This is a genomic window from Nosocomiicoccus sp. HMSC09A07 (assembly GCF_001808485.1).
In the GTDB taxonomy this organism is placed as follows: domain Bacteria; phylum Bacillota; class Bacilli; order Staphylococcales; family Salinicoccaceae; genus Nosocomiicoccus; species Nosocomiicoccus ampullae_A.
The window spans coordinates 1-19,408 of record NZ_KV793626.1; the positions used below are offsets into that span (position 1 = coordinate 1).

23 protein-coding genes, 1 pseudogene and 1 riboswitch are annotated in these 19,408 nt (G+C 33.1%); of the genes and pseudogenes, 18 read left to right on the forward strand and 6 right to left on the reverse strand.

Annotated elements, in window-relative coordinates; translation table 11 throughout:
• Positions 1-34: 34 nt before the first annotated feature.
• On the reverse strand, positions 35-94 hold the full coding sequence (gene ermCL / locus HMPREF3177_RS08420) for a 23S rRNA methylase leader peptide ErmCL (protein WP_123317386.1): 60 nt from the start codon (positions 92-94) through the stop codon (positions 35-37).
• Between the two features lie 281 nt (positions 95-375).
• On the opposite strand from ermCL, the gene HMPREF3177_RS00455 reads away from it, so the two are divergent.
• Positions 376-1,746: a terminase large subunit gene (locus HMPREF3177_RS00455; RefSeq protein ID WP_083286805.1), complete on the forward strand. Its 1,371-nt coding sequence runs from the start codon at positions 376-378 to the stop codon at positions 1,744-1,746.
• A gap of 94 nt (positions 1,747-1,840) precedes the next feature.
• On the opposite strand, the gene HMPREF3177_RS00460 is transcribed toward HMPREF3177_RS00455, so the two are convergent.
• Entirely contained in the window at positions 1,841-2,383 is a 543-nt protein-coding gene (locus HMPREF3177_RS00460; RefSeq protein WP_070456258.1) for a recombinase family protein, read from the reverse strand.
• 178 nt (positions 2,384-2,561) lie between these two features.
• Between HMPREF3177_RS00460 and HMPREF3177_RS00465 the strand changes: the two genes are divergently transcribed.
• Positions 2,562-4,007 carry a SulP family inorganic anion transporter gene (locus HMPREF3177_RS00465; protein WP_070456260.1) on the forward strand — a complete coding sequence of 482 codons (1,446 nt, stop codon included), beginning with the start codon at positions 2,562-2,564 and terminating at the stop codon, positions 4,005-4,007.
• 27 nt (positions 4,008-4,034) lie between these two features.
• Positions 4,035-4,454: a universal stress protein gene (locus tag HMPREF3177_RS00470; protein WP_070456262.1), complete on the forward strand. Its 420-nt coding sequence runs from the start codon at positions 4,035-4,037 to the stop codon at positions 4,452-4,454.
• A 220-nt stretch (positions 4,455-4,674) separates the two neighbouring features.
• Here HMPREF3177_RS00470 and HMPREF3177_RS00475 read toward each other — a convergent pair whose 3' ends face one another.
• Both HMPREF3177_RS00475 and HMPREF3177_RS00480 read right to left on the reverse strand, forming a co-directional pair.
• Positions 4,675-4,989 carry a DMT family transporter gene (locus HMPREF3177_RS00475; protein WP_068128759.1) on the reverse strand — a complete coding sequence of 105 codons (315 nt, stop codon included), beginning with the start codon at positions 4,987-4,989 and terminating at the stop codon, positions 4,675-4,677.
• Positions 4,989-5,339, reverse strand: coding sequence for a DMT family transporter (locus tag HMPREF3177_RS00480; RefSeq protein ID WP_070456264.1), 351 nt, complete (start codon positions 5,337-5,339; stop codon positions 4,989-4,991). Before HMPREF3177_RS00480 ends, HMPREF3177_RS00475 begins: the two co-directional genes overlap by 1 nt.
• A gap of 46 nt (positions 5,340-5,385) precedes the next feature.
• Positions 5,386-5,484: riboswitch (guanidine-I (ykkC/yxkD leader) on the reverse strand.
• Between the two features lie 275 nt (positions 5,485-5,759).
• Here HMPREF3177_RS00480 and HMPREF3177_RS00485 point away from each other — a divergent pair.
• The 13 genes and pseudogenes from HMPREF3177_RS00485 to HMPREF3177_RS00545 all read left to right on the forward strand — a co-directional run bounded on the left by HMPREF3177_RS00485 (position 5,760) and on the right by HMPREF3177_RS00545 (position 15,859).
• Positions 5,760-6,461, forward strand: a complete 702-nt coding sequence (locus tag HMPREF3177_RS00485) for a ferredoxin reductase domain-containing protein (protein WP_070456266.1) — start codon at positions 5,760-5,762, stop codon at positions 6,459-6,461.
• A gap of 19 nt (positions 6,462-6,480) precedes the next feature.
• The gene (locus HMPREF3177_RS00490) at positions 6,481-7,041 is read left to right on the forward strand and encodes a TetR/AcrR family transcriptional regulator (RefSeq protein ID WP_070456268.1); all 561 of its coding nucleotides are present in this window, start codon (positions 6,481-6,483) and stop codon (positions 7,039-7,041) included.
• Between the two features lie 671 nt (positions 7,042-7,712).
• The gene (locus HMPREF3177_RS08570) at positions 7,713-8,054 is read left to right on the forward strand and encodes an AlbA family DNA-binding domain-containing protein (protein WP_070456270.1); all 342 of its coding nucleotides are present in this window, start codon (positions 7,713-7,715) and stop codon (positions 8,052-8,054) included.
• 84 nt (positions 8,055-8,138) lie between these two features.
• Positions 8,139-8,633, forward strand: a complete 495-nt coding sequence (locus HMPREF3177_RS08575) for a hypothetical protein (protein ID WP_070456272.1) — start codon at positions 8,139-8,141, stop codon at positions 8,631-8,633.
• A gap of 348 nt (positions 8,634-8,981) precedes the next feature.
• Complete coding sequence (locus tag HMPREF3177_RS00505) at positions 8,982-9,746, forward strand: HNH endonuclease (protein WP_070456274.1); 765 nt, start codon at positions 8,982-8,984, stop codon at positions 9,744-9,746.
• A gap of 335 nt (positions 9,747-10,081) precedes the next feature.
• Positions 10,082-10,699: pseudogene (locus HMPREF3177_RS08600) on the forward strand (aminoglycoside phosphotransferase family protein); the annotation flags it as partial.
• Between the two features lie 143 nt (positions 10,700-10,842).
• Positions 10,843-11,259 (forward strand): PH domain-containing protein, encoded by a 417-nt coding sequence (locus tag HMPREF3177_RS00515; protein WP_070456276.1) that lies wholly within the window; start codon positions 10,843-10,845, stop codon positions 11,257-11,259.
• A 39-nt stretch (positions 11,260-11,298) separates the two neighbouring features.
• Entirely contained in the window at positions 11,299-11,742 is a 444-nt protein-coding gene (locus tag HMPREF3177_RS00520; protein WP_070456278.1) for a gamma-glutamylcyclotransferase family protein, read from the forward strand.
• On the forward strand, positions 11,717-12,238 hold the full coding sequence (locus HMPREF3177_RS00525) for a methylated-DNA--[protein]-cysteine S-methyltransferase (RefSeq protein ID WP_246827324.1): 522 nt from the start codon (positions 11,717-11,719) through the stop codon (positions 12,236-12,238). The genes HMPREF3177_RS00520 and HMPREF3177_RS00525 overlap by 26 nt, the downstream gene beginning before the upstream one ends.
• 46 nt (positions 12,239-12,284) lie before the next feature.
• Positions 12,285-13,694 (forward strand): AlbA family DNA-binding domain-containing protein, encoded by a 1,410-nt coding sequence (locus HMPREF3177_RS00530; RefSeq protein WP_070456280.1) that lies wholly within the window; start codon positions 12,285-12,287, stop codon positions 13,692-13,694.
• Positions 13,695-13,924: 230 nt separating this feature from the next.
• Positions 13,925-14,224: a DUF2089 family protein gene (locus HMPREF3177_RS00535; RefSeq protein ID WP_068128741.1), complete on the forward strand. Its 300-nt coding sequence runs from the start codon at positions 13,925-13,927 to the stop codon at positions 14,222-14,224.
• Entirely contained in the window at positions 14,224-14,514 is a 291-nt protein-coding gene (locus tag HMPREF3177_RS00540) for a hypothetical protein (protein ID WP_070456282.1), read from the forward strand. The genes HMPREF3177_RS00535 and HMPREF3177_RS00540 overlap by 1 nt, the downstream gene beginning before the upstream one ends.
• 154 nt (positions 14,515-14,668) lie before the next feature.
• Positions 14,669-15,859 (forward strand): chromate transporter, encoded by a 1,191-nt coding sequence (locus tag HMPREF3177_RS00545; RefSeq protein WP_070456284.1) that lies wholly within the window; start codon positions 14,669-14,671, stop codon positions 15,857-15,859.
• Positions 15,860-15,937: 78 nt separating this feature from the next.
• Here the strand turns inward: HMPREF3177_RS00545 and HMPREF3177_RS00550 are convergent, their stop codons facing one another.
• Complete coding sequence (locus tag HMPREF3177_RS00550) at positions 15,938-16,795, reverse strand: hypothetical protein (protein ID WP_070456286.1); 858 nt, start codon at positions 16,793-16,795, stop codon at positions 15,938-15,940.
• A gap of 1 nt (position 16,796) precedes the next feature.
• Positions 16,797-17,633 carry a hypothetical protein gene (locus tag HMPREF3177_RS00555; protein ID WP_070456288.1) on the reverse strand — a complete coding sequence of 279 codons (837 nt, stop codon included), beginning with the start codon at positions 17,631-17,633 and terminating at the stop codon, positions 16,797-16,799.
• Between the two features lie 206 nt (positions 17,634-17,839).
• Between HMPREF3177_RS00555 and HMPREF3177_RS00560 the strand changes: the two genes are divergently transcribed.
• Both HMPREF3177_RS00560 and HMPREF3177_RS00570 read left to right on the forward strand, forming a co-directional pair.
• Positions 17,840-18,031: a hypothetical protein gene (locus tag HMPREF3177_RS00560; RefSeq protein WP_070456290.1), complete on the forward strand. Its 192-nt coding sequence runs from the start codon at positions 17,840-17,842 to the stop codon at positions 18,029-18,031.
• Between the two features lie 381 nt (positions 18,032-18,412).
• Positions 18,413-19,309, forward strand: a complete 897-nt coding sequence (locus tag HMPREF3177_RS00570; protein WP_070456294.1) for a nuclease-related domain-containing protein — start codon at positions 18,413-18,415, stop codon at positions 19,307-19,309.
• Positions 19,310-19,408: the final 99 nt, after the last annotated feature.

Sequence of the window (19,408 nt, forward strand, 5' to 3'; positions counted from 1 at the left end):
ATTTAGCTGTTGCATTTCATTTTACAATGAAGCATTATTTTTCATTTGGTTGATAATGAACTGTATTTATTACAAAAATGCTAAAAATACCCAAGTGCTAATTCTCCTTCCGTTTTAAGTGTTAAAACTTAGACGAAAATGGAGAAGTCAATTACAAATAATGAACAATTACCCATTTAAATTCCTCCTTGTTAAACCTAAAGTTATTTTAACACATAAATTGTGAATTAAACAGTGAATATTGTTCTGCAAAAGGGTACAGATTGTGGAACAATTAAATAGATGTCTTAAGCTCAGATAGCAATCTGGGCTTTTTTGTCGTGCAAAACTTTATAAATTCATTTAGTTTTTTTATTTGCTAAGGGGGTGGTTATAATTAGAAAGCTAGAAATTTATAAACCAACAATCTTTAAAGCTGAACAATCTTACTACGATAAGGATGCTGCTGATATGGCAGTAAACTTTATAAGTTATTTAAAACATACAAAAGGTGAATGGTTTGGAAAAAACTTTGACTTGATAGATTGGCAGGAGCAGATTATTCGAGATGTATTTGGGACGATGAAGCCTAATGGCTATCGACAGTTTAATACTGCCTATATTGAGATAGCTAAGAAACAAGGAAAGTCAGAACTTGCCGCTGCGGTTGCCTTACTTTTAACATGTGGTGACTTTGAACATGGTGGAGAAGTATATGGATGTGCTGCGGATAGGCAACAAGCATCGATTGTATTTGACGTTGCAGTTGATATGGTGGAACAATCACCCGCACTTAAGGCACGATTTAAACCCGTCCTTTCACAAAAACGATTGATTTATAAACCATTGGGTAGTTTCTATCAAGTGTTATCTGCGGAAGCTTATACAAAACATGGATTGAACGTCCATGGGGTAGTTTTTGATGAGTTACATGCACAACCGAACCGAAGGCTATACGATGTTATGACTCATGGTTCAGGGGACGCAAGGAAACAACCATTGTATTTCTTAATCACAACTGCAGGAAATGACCAGCATTCAATATGTTACGAAGTACATCAGAAAGCAAAAGATGTACTTGAGGGAAGAAAAATAGATCCTACTTTTTATCCTGTTATCTATGGTGCAGAGGAAGATGATGATTGGACAGACCCTGAAGTTTGGAAGAAGGCAAATCCATCACTAGGAATTACAGTTGATATTGAGAAAGTCGAACAAGCATGTGAAAGTGCGAAACAAAATCCAGCTGAGGAGAACTTGTTTAGGCAGTTACGACTGAATCAATGGGTAAAGCAATCTGTCAGATGGATGCCAATGGAAAAGTGGGACAGATGTGGTTTGCCAGTTGACCCTGAAAGTTTAATTGGTAGAGAGTGCTATGCGGGTTTAGACTTATCATCGACAACAGATATAACCGCATTTGTTTTAATCTTTCCACCAGAATATGAAGATGATAAATATGTGATATTGCCATACTTTTGGATACCAGAAGAAAACATCAGACAACGTGTGGATCGGGACAGAGTACCTTACGAAGAAATATATCGATTGCGGGAACTGAAGCAGGAAGTCATGATGAAAAACGTAGCGCGAGAAGGACTTAGACAGCGGATTGTAGAAATGACAAAGTATTTAAAAGAGCAACCGCAGCAACTTGAAACATACGATGACCTGCTTGTAAGGCAGTTAATTGAAAGAGTGACGATTCATAAAAGGAATTTAACGATTGAGTTTAAATCGGGTATTGAAAAGGAAATAGCAATATAAAATAAAAACTAACGCAGCGTATTTTCAGAATATGCTACGTTAGTTTAAATTAACAATATAGGATTAAACTGTTTCTTTGAATGTAGAATGATAATTAACTTTCAAGATATCTATATAAGGTAGATTTACTAATACCAGTTTCATTTCTTATTTCAGATAGGCTATATTTTTTACTTTGATACATATTAATAGCGCGTTTTACATTTTCATCAGGTAATCGTGGTCTTCCGGCAGTAACTCCTCTTTGTTTTGCCTTATTTAATCCCTTCTTGGTCTTTTCGCTAATTACATCACTTTGAAATTCAACTAGATGTTTTACAATATAACTAAATTGATACCCACTTTCATTGCTCGTATCAATATCTTCTCTAATTGATTTTATGTAGGCACCTTTGTCTTCAATCATCTGTAATAGCTCGACTAAATGTAGTGTAGAGTCCGCTAGCGAATATAATTTAGTGATTATTATTTTGTCACCTTGTTCAAGTGTATGGATCATTTCGTTAAGTTTAGTTCGATTCTTTGCGGAAGAATGATTTTCGATAATTATTTTATCGCAATTTATTTCACGAAGTGTTGTTATTTGTTTATTATAATTATCATCATCACTTTCAGGTCTTATATAACCAATCAACATATTAAACACCCCTTTATTTTAAAAAAGAAGCCCTAATAATTATATCATAAAATATAATATGTTATTTCCCATAATGGTTCCATTTTGGGACGAAAGGTGTTAAACTATTTTTATTAAGGTCAGTTTGGATTTTTCGAGGGATAAAAAATAAATTTAAACAGAAGAGGTGTAGACTTAAGTGTTAGAGAAAATAAAAAGAGAATGGTTTTCAAATGTGAGAGGGGATATACTTGCTGGAATTGTTGTTGCATTAGCACTAATACCTGAAGCAATTGCATTTTCCATCATAGCAGGTGTAGATCCCATGGTTGGTTTATATGCCTCCTTTTGTATCGCTGTAATTATAGCATTTGTCGGAGGACGACCGGGAATGATTTCAGCAGCAACTGGTGCAATGGCATTACTTATGGTTCCTTTAGTAAAAGAACATGGACTTGATTATTTACTGGTTGCAACTATCCTAACAGGTGTAATCCAAATATTATTTGGTATATTTAAAGTAGCTAAAGTGATGAAATTCATACCAAGAGCTGTCATGATAGGTTTTGTAAATGCATTAGCGATTCTAATTTTTATGGCTCAGGTACCTCACTTTATTGGGATTTCTAATTTGACGTATGTATTTGTAGCAATTACATTAGCAATCGTGTATATACTTCCGAGATTTTTCAAAGCTGTTCCAGCTCCATTAATCGCAATTATTGTATTGACAGCCGTAGCACTTTATACCAATGTTGATTTACGCACTGTCGGTGATTTAGGAGCTATCACAAGAACATTGCCAGAGTTTTTTATTCCAAACGTTCCATTTACGTTGGAAACATTAGTAATTGTATTTCCTTTTTCCCTAGCGTTAGCTATTGTTGGATTACTGGAGTCTTTACTTACAGCTTCCATTGTAGATGATATGACAGACACAGAAAGTGATAAAAACAGAGAGTCAAGAGGACAAGGTATTGCAAATATTGTTACAGGGTTCTTTGGTGGGATGGCTGGATGTGCAATGATCGGTCAATCTGTTATAAATGTGAAGTCTGGTGGACGTGGAAGGTTATCTACCTTTATTGCCGGGATATTCTTGATGTTTTTAATTATAGTATTAGGGGACTTAGTCATACAAATCCCAATGCCTGTATTAGTAGGAATAATGATTATGGTTTCAATAGGGACATTTGATTGGTCATCGTTTACTTATCTTAGAAAAGCTCCCAAAACTGATTCTATTGTTATGTTGGTAACCGTAGGAATAGTTGTAGCTACCAATGATTTATCAAAGGGTGTTATTGCGGGTGTTATACTTAGTGCGATCTTCTTTGTAGCTAAAATATCAAAGTTAAAAGTGAAAAATAAACATCAAGATAATAAAGTAATTTATGAAGTGGAAGGTCAGTTGTTTTTTGCATCAACTGAAGACTTTTTAAAGTCATTTGATTTCAATTTGGAGAATAAAAATATAACAATTGATTTTTCAGATTCACATATTTGGGATGACTCTGCTGTAGGGGCAGTTGATAAAGCAGTGATTAAATTTCAAGAAAAAGATAATAAGGTAACTATCATTGGTTTAGATACATCAAGCAGAGAGATATTCCATAAACTCGCTGTGAATAATAATGTAAATTAAACAATTAATAAAATGGGAGGTTAGAAAATGTATAAAAGGTTATTACTAGCTGTTGATGGATCAGAAAACTCATTACGAGCAACTGATGAAGCGGTGAAAATCGCTTCGTTAATTTCCGATTGTAGAATTGAAATTATTTATGTTGCTGATTATTCAAAATCTAAAAATGAAATTCTTCATTCACAGGGAAAAGAAGAACTTGAATATACTCGTCGCAAAAAACTTTCCCCAATAGAAGAAAAAGTGAAGTCGAAAAATATAGAATATAAAATTGAAATACTACATGGATATCCTGGTCCTACTATTATCGAATATGCAAATAAGGAAAAGGTTGACATGGTTGTTATAGGTAGTCGGGGACTCAATTCATTGCAAGAAATGGTATTAGGTAGCGTAAGTCATAAAGTAATGAAAAGAGTAAATTGCCCAGCTCTAATAGTCAAATAAAAATATTAAAACCAAAAATTTTTATCATAAAAAATCAGTTGATATGTTCCCACGAACCTACTAAATAGTCGACATGTTTCCACAAACGACCATTTTGCTAAAAATCGTAAATACATCAATTCTATCAACTCGTCCCATGTGGAGTTGGTGGCGTTATTAGAACGAAAATAGATATAGAAATAAAAAAATGCCCGTTAGATTTTAGTCTAACAGGCATTTTTTATGAAATGAGTTTTAAGCCAATCGCACTGCTAAGAATCAGTGCAATAAATAATATTCTATAAATACTTTTTGATTCTCCAAAGTAAAACATACCAATAAGTGAACTACATACAACGCTTATTCCTGTCCATATTGCGTAAGCTGTTCCCATAGTAATATAAATCAACGAATAGTGAAGGAACAATAGTGACATACCTATACCGATGATAATGTAAATGACAGTTTGCCAATCCTTTTTTATAGTTAAGCGGTTGATCATTGAAACAGCAAATGTTTCAAATATGCCTGAAATAACTAAGCTTATCCATGCCATTAGCTCTCATACCTCGCTTCACTTTGCTGTTTTTCATAATCTGTGACAATCATTAACCCAATCACGCTAGTTAGAAGTATTAAAATTAAAAAAATCTTCAACCAATTGAAAGGTTCTCCAAAGAATAATATTTCTGCAACTACAGTACCACCAGCTCCTAATCCAACAAACATAGTATATACGGTAGTAGTAGGTAGTACCTGTGCAACTTTGATCATTAAAGTGTTACTTAATATGATTAAAATGACAGTAAGTGTCCATGTTAAAAAGTTATACGAATGAGCAAGTCCGATCACCCATAATACTTCAAAAAAAGATGCTAAAAATAAAGTGAACCAATATTTTTTCATTGTTACCCCCAATAAAATTAAAAAGCCTGAGAAAACTGATATCAGTTTCTCCCAGGCTTTTATCCTTCCGTGACACAGAAAAATCTGTGAGTTTTCTCTCGGACCAGGCTAACTTAAAAGTTATGGAACCCTAGAAAACATTTCATATTTACTTATTAGTCAATAATATTTTAGATGATTTTAATATCATTTTCAAATCAACAAGAATTAATTAATAACAGTATTTCCCTTTTAATTATTATATAACTAGAAAAAGTCGTAAAAGTAGAGAATGGAGAAGTGACCATAAATAAGATTAAACCAACAAAAGATAATCTTAAAAATTTGAAATCTGACGCGTGTCAGAATATACTAAATGGTGTAGTACGACGCATGTGAAGTTAGACGAAATTATAAATTATATATAGAGGAGCATGCTTAATGCAAATATATTGGACTAAAATAAATAAGATTAAAGATGAGAATTCAGAAGTCAAAACATACTTCTTAGACTGTCCTGAGGACTTCACTTGGGAAGAGGGCGCACATACGCATTTTGCACTGAAAGGTTTCCAAGATGAAAATGTTGGCAAGAAAATGGTACGCCATATGTCTATCTCAACAACGAATGATGAAAGTGTAATAGGAATTACAACACGTATCAGAGATCTGCCTTCTGAATTTAAAAAAGCATTAAAGGAACATTCAGTTGGAGATGATGTTGCATTATTTAAAACTCATTCCAACGTGCCGCTAAAAAGAGAAAACAAGAATATTTACTTACTATCATCAGGTGTTGGTTTAGCAACATTTAGACCACTTGTTCTTGAATATTTAAAACGTTCGGATGACGTAAATCAAATTCATTCACTAAATATTGATTCATCAAAAGAATTTTTATTCTCTGATGTATTCGAGAGTTCGACAGAGAAGAAATTTACTTCTGAGTTTGTGGATAACCGTCAAAGTTATTATGAGAGAGTAAAAGAACTTGCTGAAGACAAAGGCGGTCTATTTTATGTTGTAGGTAGCGACGAGTTCATTGTACAAAACATAGAATTATTACGCGAACAAGGTATTCTAAAAGAGCAGATTTTACTTGATAAGCATGCAGTACAATTACCTAAATATTTTACTGCTTAAGTAGTTAGGAGTAGTTAAATTGAGTAGAGATAAAATTAAAGAAGTCGCAATTCAACATTTTAATCATTATGGCTACAGAGGGACAAGTCTTTCTAAAATTGCAGCAGAAGTCGGTATTCGTAAACAGTCACTAGCATATCATTTTCCAAATAAATGTGAGCTATTTCAAAATGTATATAAAGAGGTAGTGGAGAAAGAAATTAATTTTGTCCAAAATTATTTTCAGGAAAATAAAGATAAACAACTAGATGAGCAGCTATATAATTTTTTGTCTCTACACAAAGAACGATTTCTATCAGATCATAATGCAACACTTATGTTAACGACAACGCTTCAGACACCTGAAGGTATACCAAAAGATATCTTAGAAGCGCCCTATAGATTTATCAGAATATTAACTGAAACACTAAAAAGTTGTTTCCAAAAAGAATCATTCCGACTAAGTGCAGAAGACTGCGCACTCGCTTTTGTTACGTTAATCGATGGTCTAAATATCCAGCTAGTTTATGAAGACAAAGAGAGATATGAACGACTACAAAAGATAACATGGGATATATTTTGGTCAGGGATTCAAAAATAAAATGGTTAAGACCTATCACAGTCCGAATTTAAAACGTTACGTTGGGCCAGATAATGGTTTGTTAGGGAAAAACCAATGTAAGAATCACTAGGATCATCAAAACAAAATGCCGAAGATAACGATGTTACAAATAATTATTTGCTCCCAAAAGATATCATATGGCTCAGAGACTTTGGCTAAGACTAAAAATGGTATAACCAGTGGACCTAATCCCCTATACGGTTCATGTAGAGACGGTGGTATTACTTGTGAAAAGCACAAAATAAATTACAAAGACCTTTACAATAGCTATCGAATAAGGATGAATGAAGTGAGGAAATGATTAGAGACAATGAACCGCTAAGTGTGTGGTAAAGATTCAAAAGGTTGAAAAATGAATCGTATAAGGAGACAGGGTTCTTGGGCGCTTACCAGATGTCTGAGGGTCCTGTTTTTAACTTTTAAGTGCATGCCGAACTATGTTACAGAATGGGGGATTGCATAGTTCCGTGTCTCTCTTTTTGGTATAATGATTTAGAAGTAAATAATCGTGAGTGAATCGTGCGAAAATCGTGCGAACAAAATCGGAAAATCTTGTTTTGATGCGGTTTGTTATGAAAATAATCGTGAGTGAATCGTGCGAAAATCGTGTAAGATTCTAACCAATATAAGTGCAGTAATGGAGGGTTTAGGTGAAACAATCTGAAATACTAGGAATTGTTGAAGGGAAATATGTAGAGTTAAAAAGAGCTAAAAACAAAATTCCCGATTCTTTTTGGGAAACATACTCCGCATTTGCAAATACAGATGGTGGTATTGTTATTTTTGGTGTGGATGAAAAAACAAAGCAAGTTGTAGGTATAGATCAACCAGAAAAAATGAGAGATGATTTATTTAATATGGTGAATAATCCCCAAAAAGTAAGCATCAATCTCATCAACGATAATGATGTGAAAATTATAGATAGTGATAATGGTGTTCAAATTATGATGATAAAAATATCGGAAGCACCTTATCAATCGAAGCCAGTTTAATTAAAGGGAAATCCTCAATTAGCTTTTGAACGACTTGGAGAAGGTGCTAGACGATTAACTCCGGATAAATGTAAAGAGTTAGTTGTGGGATCTCAACCTGAGACAGATAATGAGCTATTAAGCAATTATGATTTGTCGGATTTATCCGTTGATGATTTAGAAGTTTATCGAACGGCCTTATATGAGCAAACAAAAAATGAACGATATAGAAGTATGGATTTCAAAGATTTATTAATCGAAATCGGAGCGTTTAGAAAGGATAGACAAGGTGACGGTCAGTATCACTTAACAGTGGGAGGGTTGTTGTTTTTTGGGAAGTACACAGCAATTACAGATAGGTTCCCAGGGTTTCAGTTAGATTATTTTGAAAAAGAATCCTCATTGGACGTTGATTGGAAAGACCGGATTTCATCAGGAGATGCAGGGTATCCCCAATTAAATGTGTATAGTTTTTATCGAATGGTAATGGCTAAATTGAGTACCACATTAAAAGATGAGTTTATTTTGGATGAAGATACAAAATCTAGACTTCCATTTAGAACAGTCCTACAGCATGAAAAGAATTTTAAGGATTGTTGAAGATAGGATTACTAAGACATCATAGAATAAATATGTAATTTCCATCCTAACTACCTAATCACACACTCTAAATCACTTTGTAACTTAAGGTCGACACATGGTAGAGTTAGTAGCATTAGTGTTAAGAGTGGTTGAATAAAATGACTTTAAGTGTTGATGTAATAAGGAATATAGGGTTTCACCTAAGTTTGTTTTATGAAAATAAATTGGTGAAACTCTTTTTGTTATTGGTGTTGTAAGAACTAGAATTTGGGGTTAAGTTGACGGATTAGATTTTGAGTAGGACAGTTGATAGACTAGATAAGTTTACTATGCGAATTGAAAATATAAGAATGGTAGGTGGTTTATATGCAAAAAGAATTAGATTACTATCCAACAAATGCAAAAAACTATACTGTCGATGAGTGGATTCTGATGTTACAGGAGAAAGACTGTTTTACACCTTTCTTACAGGAAGCAATCTATGTTTTAGTGTTCGAAATGGATGGTAAAGGATCAGCCAAACAAATATCGGAAATTACTGGACGCCCATATCAAGTATATAATACATCTATGGCTCAAACAGTTAAACGGCTAAGAAAAAAAGGCTATACTTTTGAAACTGATTTAAGGAATAAAAGTAAAAAAGAAAGGTACTGGTGTCATTTTTTTAATGGGTATTATGAGAAGGAATTATTTATTTGGGAAGTGAAAGATTCTTTACAAGAAGCATTTATGAAATATATTGGAAAGTTTGATAGAGACGATGCCCTCACTTATGATAATGAATTAGCGAATGAATATGAAACTATAGAAGGAATGAAACGCCATCGTACTCATTATCAAATTGAACGTAATTCAAAAATCATAAATATTGCAAAGAAAGAATTTATTAAAAAGCATGGGGAACTTTTTTGTGAAGCTTGTAACTTTTCATTCGAAAAAACATATGAAATTGAATTTATTGAAGCACATCATATTTTACCACTATATATGGGAAAAAGGAGAACTAGAAAGATAGACTTAATTATGCTGTGTGCAAATTGTCATCGTGCAGTACATAATAAGAAGTGGATTGATAAGCCGATAGATGAATTTTTGGAATATATGAAAAATAAATCGATTAAATATTAATTCATATTAAATTAACTAAACGAAAAAGATACGTTGAGATGATGGCATTACTTGAAAGAATTGAAATTTAAACAATGTCACAACTAAATTTAATTTCTAAAGAACCAATTAATAAAGGTTGATCGTGCGATAAAAAATATTGTGTTACAGCGGACGATGGTGTTAAATACTTTTTGACGATAGCCCCCGAAGAAGAAAGTGCTAATCGTGCAGAGATGTTTCGAATGATGCAACAGCTAGCCGCTCTTGATATTTCTATGTGTAAACCAGTTGAGTTTGGAAAGTGTGATCAGGGTGTTTATATCATTGAGAGTTAGGTTGAGGGTAGAAATTCTGGAGAAGTCATTCCTAACCTAACTAACAGTGAGAAGTATGATTTTGGTCTTGAGGCAGGAAGAATGCTCAAAGCCATCCATTCTATTTCAGCTCCGGAGAATCAATCTGATTGGGAAACTCGATTCAATGAGAAGATGGATTCTAAAATCAAGATGTATAAGGATTGTCCCATTAAATTTGACGGAGCAGAAGATATTATAGACTATATAGAATCCAACCGTCAATTGCTTGTAAACAAACCACAAACCTTTCATCACGGAGATTTTCATATTGGCAATATGATGATTGAAAATAATAAGATAGTTATAATTGATTTTAACCGTTACGATTTTGGTGATCCTTGGGAAGAGTTTAATCGTATTGTATGGTGTGTTCAAGCTTCTCCAATATTTGCTTCAGGCATAATAGATGGATATTTTGATAATGAAGTACCGATGGAATTTTGGAAGTTACTTGCCCTGTATATTTGCAGTAATATTCTGTCCTCCATACCGTGGGCTATTTCATATGGGGGAAGTGAAGTACAAACGATGCTTAACCAAGCAGAAGATGTATTGAATTGGTATGACAATATGCGTAATCCTATTCCAACTTGGTATATTAAAGAAAAAATTTAATAGATGTCTTAAGCCCGGATTGATATCCGGGCTTTTTTGTCGTGAAAAAAATATAACAGTACAATTATAAATACAAATGGTAAACTATAAATTAACTATAGATCACAATTTTGTTTTTCGTTTAATATATTGGAGGTGAAGTGTTGAACTTTAAATCTAAAAAAGATATTTGGCTTGCTGTGTCCATTTGGGGAGTAATTATTTTAATGTTTTTTATGATGATAACTGAGCAAAATATAGTGGTATATATTGTCGGAATATTAAACAATGCACTACTATTATGGCTATGGTTTGGTACAAGTTATAAAATTGACGATGAGAATCTTATAGTTAAAAACGGACCTTTTAAAAGTACGATAGATATTAAAAGTATTAAAAAATTACGAGCTACAAAAACATTATTAGCAGGACCAGCATTATCTATCGATAGAATAGAGATTCAGTATAAGAGATATGATTCCGTAATTGTATCTCCTAAAGAAAAGAACAAGTTTATTGAGTCTTTATTAAGCAAAAATACATCAATTGAAGTTGATGAAAAACTGTATTCTGATAATTAATAAAGCTACACGAAATATACTTCATGTGGAAGGATTGAGATGATGACTAAATATTATATTGCATATGGTTCCAATTTACACCTTGAACAAATGGCGAAGAGATGTCCAACTGCTAAAGTGGTTGGTAAGAGTGAAATTAAAGATTACACGCTTACTTTTAGAGGGACAGATAACCGCTCTTTTGCAACAGTTGAACCGTGTAAAGGTGAAAGTGTTCCGGTTCTCGTCTGGCAGATTGCACCGAATGACGAAAAGGAACTTGATATATACGAAGAGTACCCAGATTTATATAGAAAAGAATTAATGGAAGTTATTGTTGATAATCAACCAGTGAATGCGATGATCTATATTATGAACGAAGGCAGACCACTAAATTCGCCGAGTAAAGAGTACTACTCAACGATTCTAGAAGGGTACAATAGTGCAGGGTTTGATGTTGAATATTTAAATAGGGCGGTTGAAAATTCGATTGAAAATGAATAATAGTAAAAAGTATACAGAGTTAGATTATGCTGTATATGAATTTCCGTTTGGCTTTTTAAAAATAGGCTATAAGAAAAATGTTCTAACAATGCTGAAGAAAATCGATGAAACAAGCGATTACGGCAGGAAGACAGAGTTTACGGAACGTGTTTATCGTGAAATCATGGAATATTTGAATGGTGAAAGAACATCGTTTGATATTTCATATGAGCTTAAGGGAACGGATTTTCAAAAGCGAGTATGGGAAGAACTTACACGAATACCTTATGGTGAAACACGTACATATAAAGAAATTGCTAATGCAATAGGTAACGCGAATGCGAGCCGCGCAGTAGGAATGGCAAATAATAAAAATTCATTCATGATAATCGTCCCGTGCCATAGAGTTGTTGGAGCAAATGGAAAATTCATCGGTTATGCAGGTGGAATCGAAATGAAAAAAGAACTGCTAGATATGGAAGAGAAGGTTGTAATGGAAGTCGTAAGGAAACATTAAATAATATTATGCTTTTTTAAATTGTTTAAATGAGAGGAGGATTATTTTGAACCTAAAGGATTACATTGGTGAGACCAATTTCTATGATAAAAAAGAAAGGTTAGAAGTAAAAAGGCCTAAATCATGGCTAAAATCTGTATCTTCTTTTGCAAATGGAAAAGGTGGTAAGTTAATATTTGGAGTTCAAGAGGATAATACAGTTCTTGGTCTCGAGGATTACAAAATGGATTCAGAAACTATTAGTGAGATCATAAAAAATAAGATGGAGCCAAATCCAGAATTTGATATGGAAATAATCGAAATTGAAAACAAGTTTATATTAATTTTAAGTATTTCATCAGGAAAAAACACACCTTACTTCGTAGTTGATAATGGCTCAAGAATAGCTTATAAAAGAATAGGTAATCAGAGCGTTCCAGCGAATAACTTAGATTTATTTAACCTAACACTAGAAGGAGAACACCTTAGCTATGATTTACTTAGGACAAGTAAGAAATTAGAAGATGTTACGTTTCATGATTTAAGTTTAGAATACAAAAATAGGACGAGAACAGAATTTCATAGTACAGATTTAAAATCGTTTGGACTTGTTAATGATGATAACACTATAACAAATGCAGGATTGTTGTTTGCAGATGGTTATCAAGTTTATCAATCTAGAGTGTTTTGTACAAGGTGGAATGGTTTAACAAAAGCCAATGGTAGAATAGATGCTATAGATGATGTTGAGTTTGAAGGAAACTTAATATATCTCTTAAAAGCAAGTTTAGACTTTGTAAAAAGAAATATCAAAAAAATGTGGATAAAAGGACCTACTTTTAGAGAAGAATATCCAGAGTATCCCGAAAGAGCGATACAAGAAGCACTTGTAAATGCTTTGATTCATAGAGATTATTTAGTAACAGGAAGCGAAGTACACATAAGCATCTATGATAATAGAGTGGAAATATTTTCACCGGGTGGAATGTGTGATGGTACTTTTGTTCAAGATCTTAATCCTTTAAACATTTCTTCGACAAGAAGGAATCCAATTATAGCGGATGTATTTGCAAGACTAGGTCTAATGGAAAGACGTGGATCAGGTCTTAGAAAAATAATTGAATCTTATAAAATAGCGGGAAATTATGACGAAAGACTTCATCCAGAATTTACATCTACAGAAACATCTTTTACAACCATACTTTGGAATATGAATTACAATAATGAGAATGTCACCCAAAATGTCACCCAAAATGTCACCCAAAACAATGAACGAAAATTAAAACCAAATGATAGGCGTAAAAGAATTTTAGAAATATTAAAAAACAATCCAAAAGTAACTGCTTTAGATTTGTCGATTCAATTTAAAGTGACAGAAAGAACAATAAAAAGAGATTTGAAGATTCTAACGGATAAAGAAATAATAAAGTATGTTGGCAGTGCTAAGGATGGACACTGGAAGTTAATAAATGAATAGTAAATAATATAGATATAAAATTACCATGAGATCTAACATTTCTATGAGAGGAATGTTGGGTCTTTTTCTTTAAGATAGCCAACTTGAAATGAAGCAGCTACATATTTAATTATCTAAAATTAATCTTATTTAATTAAAAGTAAAATAAAAATTTAACTTTATTAAAGTTTTATTTTACAAAGTTAAATATAAATGATAATATTAAATTAGAAATAAGGAGGTCAAGTGATGTGGAAAGAGATAACATACCAAATTGGATTTTATCGTTAGAGCAAGAAGACTTAGAGTTTATAAAAAAGTTTACGTTACTCTCGGGCTCTTTGAAAGAAGTCGCTAAAATGTATGATGTATCATATCCGACGGTTCGCATTAAGCTAGACCGTTTAATTGAAAAAATTAAATTGCACGATGAAATTGAAAATGAAGATTTTATCAGTTTTATTAAACAGTTGTCAATTGATGATCGAATTGAATTAGAAGAAGCAAAGTTAATTATTGAAAAGTATAAAAAAGAAAGGAAGAATTCATAGTGTTTGGTTTAGGGTCAATTTATGATGTGTTAATTATAGCAGCCTTTTTAGGATTACAGTTCTTTTTAAGTACGAGACAAAGTAAGTTTTGGGGGTTAATATTACCAGTTGTTTTCTTAGTTTGGAGAGGGACTATTATATTTACAACAGATGTAAATGTTTTAGCGGAGGTATTAATTACAGCAGTCGGACTTCTGTTTCTACTTGGTCAGTTTAGCGCTGGTCGAAAACAAGTTAAAGAAAGACAAAAGAAAGAGTTAGAAAAAATGACGTCGCATGATCTAAATTAATTTAGATCATGCTTTTTTAATATATAAAAGTATACATGGTCTCTTCAAAAATCTTTGTAAAAAATATGTAAATATAAAGTTTAATTGACTGAAAACAGATAAAATAAACGATAACTATCGATGCTAGATTATATAATTTTTAAAGGAGAGAGTGATGAATAAAAATAAACGTAGTAGTGTGAAGTCACTTTTAGAAATTTTGATTGTATCTACGCGTCTCGGTTTAACTTCATTTGGTGGGCCGACTGCACATCTCGGTTATTTTCACGAAGAGTATGTCCGTAGAAGAAAATGGATGGACGAAAAGAGCTACGTGGATTTAGTTGCATTATCTCAGTTTTTACCAGGTCCCGCGAGTAGTCAGGTTGGAATTGGTATCGGTGTGATGCGTGGAGGTGTTCTCGGTGGAATCGTATCTTTTATTGGGTTTACACTCCCGTCCGTACTTTTACTGATTTTATTCGCTTTATTTTTAACAGAGTTTGACGTTGCAAATGCCGGGTGGATTCACGGGCTAAAAATTGTTGCAGTTGCGGTCGTTTTACATGCAATTATCGGTATGGCAAAAAGTTTAACGCCAGACTTAAATCGAAAAGCACTCGCTTTATTTGCGTTAATTATTACACTGCTTTGGCCGGCTGCTTTTACTCAAGTTGGTGTGATAGTAATTGCTGGTGTAATCGGGTTTTTAATTTATAAAAATCATAACAAAGATGAAGTACTAAGCACTAGATTTCCAATAAGTAAAAGATTTTCAGCGGCTTGTCTTATTCTGTTTTTCGGATTGCTCGTAATGTTACCGGTTATAAGAGAAACGACTGGATCATACTGGATTGCGATGTTTGATAGCTTTTATCGTTCAGGCGCATTAGTGTTTGGTGGAGGGCACGTCGTGTTACCACTATTAGAACAAGAATTTGTACCGACAGGTTGGTTAAGTGAAGCGGAATTTTTAGCAGGTTACGGTGCCACTCAAGCAGTACCTGGTCCACTTTTTACATTTGCTGCGTATATCGGTGCAGTGATGAACGGATGGCTAGGCGGACTCATCGCAACGATTGCGATTTTCTTACCCGCATTTTTACTGATACTCGGCGCGTTACCGTATTGGGATCAATTACGAAATAACCCGAAAATTAAAGGCGCAGTCATGGGTGTGAATGCCGCGGTTGTCGGGATTTTAATTTCTGCGTTATATCATCCGATTTGGACGAGTTCGATTTTAAAACCAATTGACTTTGCATTAGGCGCGATATTATTTAGTATGCTTACATACTGGAAATTACCACCATGGATTGTCGTGTTGACTGGAGCTGTTGGTGGGATGTTTATTCATCTTCTATGAATTGAACCATGAATATATCCGTATCACGGGGAAGGTAGATGATTTCTGCCTTTCCTTTTTTAAGTTCATGTAGTTCTGTTAAACTGATGACATTTTAATTCGCTTCGTTAGTTTTTTACCTTCGTCTGTTACATACTGGATGCTAAAAAGCACTTGAGGTTGTTCGTTTACGTGAAGTCCAGTTTGAGAGTAACTGAGAATTTCACCTTCGACAGTTTTTCCATATAATAACAATTCTCCAAACTCTTCTTCAGAATTAAAAGAAATGAGTGGGTGGTATCTCATGACGATATCGAAACTACTCGAAAGTTTCAGTAATATTCTTAAAAGGATAATCCCAGAAATCGGTGCCCATAGCCAAGACGTTACTGGACTTAAAAATCTCCAGCCGTATCCGTCATTTTGAACGTAATACGTCACTATAAAAAATCCAATCATATAGACGATGTTAAAAATAATCCACACCGAAGCAAAAGGACTCGTCTTCGTTTCGTATTCTCCGTCATTAAGAGTAAACGGAGGCTGAAAACCGTTTTTATTTAACTTTAAATCAATCGTTTTACCTCTTTCAAAACGGTGTTCGTGTGGCTTTGAATCGACAACTTTAACATATGACTTTACGGGATTTCCTGCTAAATTTAAAAATTGTACGAGTAACCTTTTAGAGATTTCGTGATTGCTTTCTTGTATAACCTCTTCATTTAATATTTCAGCGTGTACGAGTTGGCCTGAGTACCTAATATCCTCATGTTGCGTCAATAGTTTTTGAGGTCTCGTTACAAATTTATAAATCATAAATGTTTGTACGAGATAAAGTACCACGCCGACTACTAAAAGAATCGTTGCAACGATTGAAGTAGTTCGAATGACTGGTAAGTATAAGAAAAATATCGGAAACACGTACATAAAAAAGAATATGAGTAGTATAAATATCATGTTAAATCCTCTCTTTCTTTATGAGATTGCCCTTATGGTCAAAAGTTAAGTGATAATCTTCTCTCGTTCCTATAAGTTGAGTGTTAAAAGACACGTCATTTCCATCAAATCTCGATTGGATCGTTGAGATATTATTATCGTTAATAATCGTGGTTGATTCATCGTATTCGCCCATATCTTTTAAAATTTCTATTAACGTATCTACAATTTTTTCATAGCTATCAAAATTAAATTGAGACACTTGGATCGATGCAGTGACAGGATCGACATCTTCCTTTATTTTTTCAGGGATGATACTCCATGATCCGATTGACATATTATAATAATAAAGGTCAACATGTTTTGTATTATTTGGATCGACAACATACACGTATAGACTAGTAGAATTCAGCATGATACGCCCTTCATACACGTAAAATTCACGTGTACCGACAAGTTCGAAAAGAGATTCCATAATTTCATCGCGTTTGTCACGATTTGTCAAAAGATTATTTGATTTGAAAACATTGATAATTTCCATGATTTCTTCTTCAGACAAATAACGATTGATATTCTCTTCTTTTAAGTACAAATAAAATTGTCGATTGATTTCGACATCAAACTCAGTACCATACTTTTCTTCTGCATCTTTAATAATGTCTGAAGAAGTAATGACTTCATTGCTCTCGTCTAAAAACATCGCTTTAACTTTATCGGTTAACGATTGTTCACTGTTTTCTTTGTTCAATTTTTCCGGACTTTTTCTGAACGTGTCTTCAATCGCCTGTTCGACTGCTTGACAAGAAGTTAAAAACATAATAGTTACAAAGTTCAGCAAAATGAATCGAGTTTTATTCATTCCTTATCACCTTGAGAATGTTTATTTAAAATATGTATATTATTTACTTACTTATAATTTTAGCACCCTGAAACCATTGAAATAAAGCGATTTATAGAACATTTACAAAATCTTTACAATATGAAACGAATTGATGTAAAGATGAAATCAAAGTGTTTGAAATGTATAATGAATAGTAAGTAGAAGAGTGTTAAGGAAGTGTAAAGATGAATGTTAAAAAGTTCTTCGTCATTTTATTTATAGCATCACTCGCAATATTTTTAGGCGGTTTTGTAGTAAGTCATTATGAAACTCTACGACCGTTTAAACCGTTTTATTATGTATTTACATTTGCAGTGACGATCGTCATACTCGTATTTGGATTTAGAGGGTTATATAATGCTTTTGATGAGGAATGATAATATGAAATTTAAATGGCTATTCGTTTTATTGTTTGTCGCATTCGGTGGAACGTTTCTATTTTCGAATATTGATATGTTAATTCCATACAGAAAAATATTTTTATTTGTAGTATTGCTTTTGTTCATAGTAGCATTTATTACAAGTATTTTTAAGTTAAAGAATGAAGCCTGAACTTTTTTGAGTTCAGGCTTTTATTATGGAAACAATAAATTATCATTATTGCCACTTTTAAAATATGGCTAGGTTTTTAATCGATTTATAAAAAATAGATGATTAAATGATTCAGATTTTAAAGAATGTAATGATTTACGTGAATTTATGGAGTTTTTGTATTTGCCTGATATGAGTTAATGTATGTCTAAAAAGGAGTTTTTACTATGAAATCACTCGTACATAGACAACTTGATGCGCTGAAATGGAGAATGGATTTAACGAATGAGCAGTTATATTATTTGGAAAATTTAACAAGAGGCTACAGCGGGGAAGAGGAGTTTAAAGGTTTCTTGATGAATTTAGTTGGTGAGAGTGCCTGTATACTCACAGATTTTACATTTTCAGTCGATGGAGTAGTTAGACAAATTGATGCACTGGTTGTGTTTCGAAACGCAATTTTTATATTCGAAGTAAAGAATTATCATGGAGACTATCTGTTTAGAGATGGTGATTTTTACAACACAAAACTCACTAGTAAAGTGAGATCACCACTAGAGCAACTGGATAATACAGTAATATTATTCAATCGTCTGACTCAAAAGGTGGGGATTACTCTTCCAATAAAAAGTTACGTCGTATTCATTGGTAAAGATTTTCATCTATATGAATCACCGCGTGGTCTTAATATAATCATGCGCGGTCAACTTAAAAAGTTTTTAAATGAATTGCGGTTAAAATATCAGCACGCAGATCAAGGTACAAAAAAGCTTGTCGAGAGTATATATCAGTTTAGACATTTAGAAGAACGAAGGTTAGACATCAACTATTCCTATGAAAGTTTAAAGAAATCTTTGTTTTGTAGTGATGATGGAGGAGAAATTATATTAAACAATCGAACGTATTATGAATGTCAGAAATGTAACGGGAAAACTCCAATAGAAGCGGTCGTCCTACAAGCAATTAAAGATTTCCAAACACTATTTCCAGAGATGAAAATAACAATTTCTAATCTTTATAATTTCACAGGAGAGAAAATCTCAAGATATCACTATAGAAAAGTGTTAAATTCGCATTATCAGCGAGTAGGTAATGGTCGCGGTGTTCAATATATAGAGAAATAGCTGATTAACAGTAGCTCGGTTTTTCATCTTGTTAAATTAACGAGGGTACCTTTAACGGAAACGCTCTTTGTGTAAACGAAATAAAATTAATTTTACACA

Bases quoted from the DNA above. Each gene is read 5' to 3' on its own strand.
- HMPREF3177_RS00545 (WP_070456284.1), top strand. From the start codon at position 14,669: ATGAATAAAAATAAACGTAGTAGTGTGAAGTCACTTTTAGAAATTTTG.
- HMPREF3177_RS00475 (WP_068128759.1), bottom strand. From the start codon at position 4,989: ATGGCATGGATAAGCTTAGTTATTTCAGGCATATTTGAAACATTTGCT.
- HMPREF3177_RS00485 (WP_070456266.1), top strand. From the start codon at position 5,760: ATGCAAATATATTGGACTAAAATAAATAAGATTAAAGATGAGAATTCA.
- HMPREF3177_RS00550 (WP_070456286.1), bottom strand. From the start codon at position 16,795: ATGATATTTATACTACTCATATTCTTTTTTATGTACGTGTTTCCGATA.
- HMPREF3177_RS00570 (WP_070456294.1), top strand. From the start codon at position 18,413: ATGAAATCACTCGTACATAGACAACTTGATGCGCTGAAATGGAGAATG.
- HMPREF3177_RS00520 (WP_070456278.1), top strand. From the start codon at position 11,299: ATGATGACTAAATATTATATTGCATATGGTTCCAATTTACACCTTGAA.
- HMPREF3177_RS00560 (WP_070456290.1), top strand. From the start codon at position 17,840: ATGAATGTTAAAAAGTTCTTCGTCATTTTATTTATAGCATCACTCGCA.
- HMPREF3177_RS00555 (WP_070456288.1), bottom strand. From the start codon at position 17,633: ATGAATAAAACTCGATTCATTTTGCTGAACTTTGTAACTATTATGTTT.
- HMPREF3177_RS00460 (WP_070456258.1), bottom strand. From the start codon at position 2,383: ATGTTGATTGGTTATATAAGACCTGAAAGTGATGATGATAATTATAAT.
- HMPREF3177_RS00505 (WP_070456274.1), top strand. From the start codon at position 8,982: ATGCAAAAAGAATTAGATTACTATCCAACAAATGCAAAAAACTATACT.
- HMPREF3177_RS00480 (WP_070456264.1), bottom strand. From the start codon at position 5,339: ATGAAAAAATATTGGTTCACTTTATTTTTAGCATCTTTTTTTGAAGTA.
- HMPREF3177_RS00470 (WP_070456262.1), top strand. From the start codon at position 4,035: ATGTATAAAAGGTTATTACTAGCTGTTGATGGATCAGAAAACTCATTA.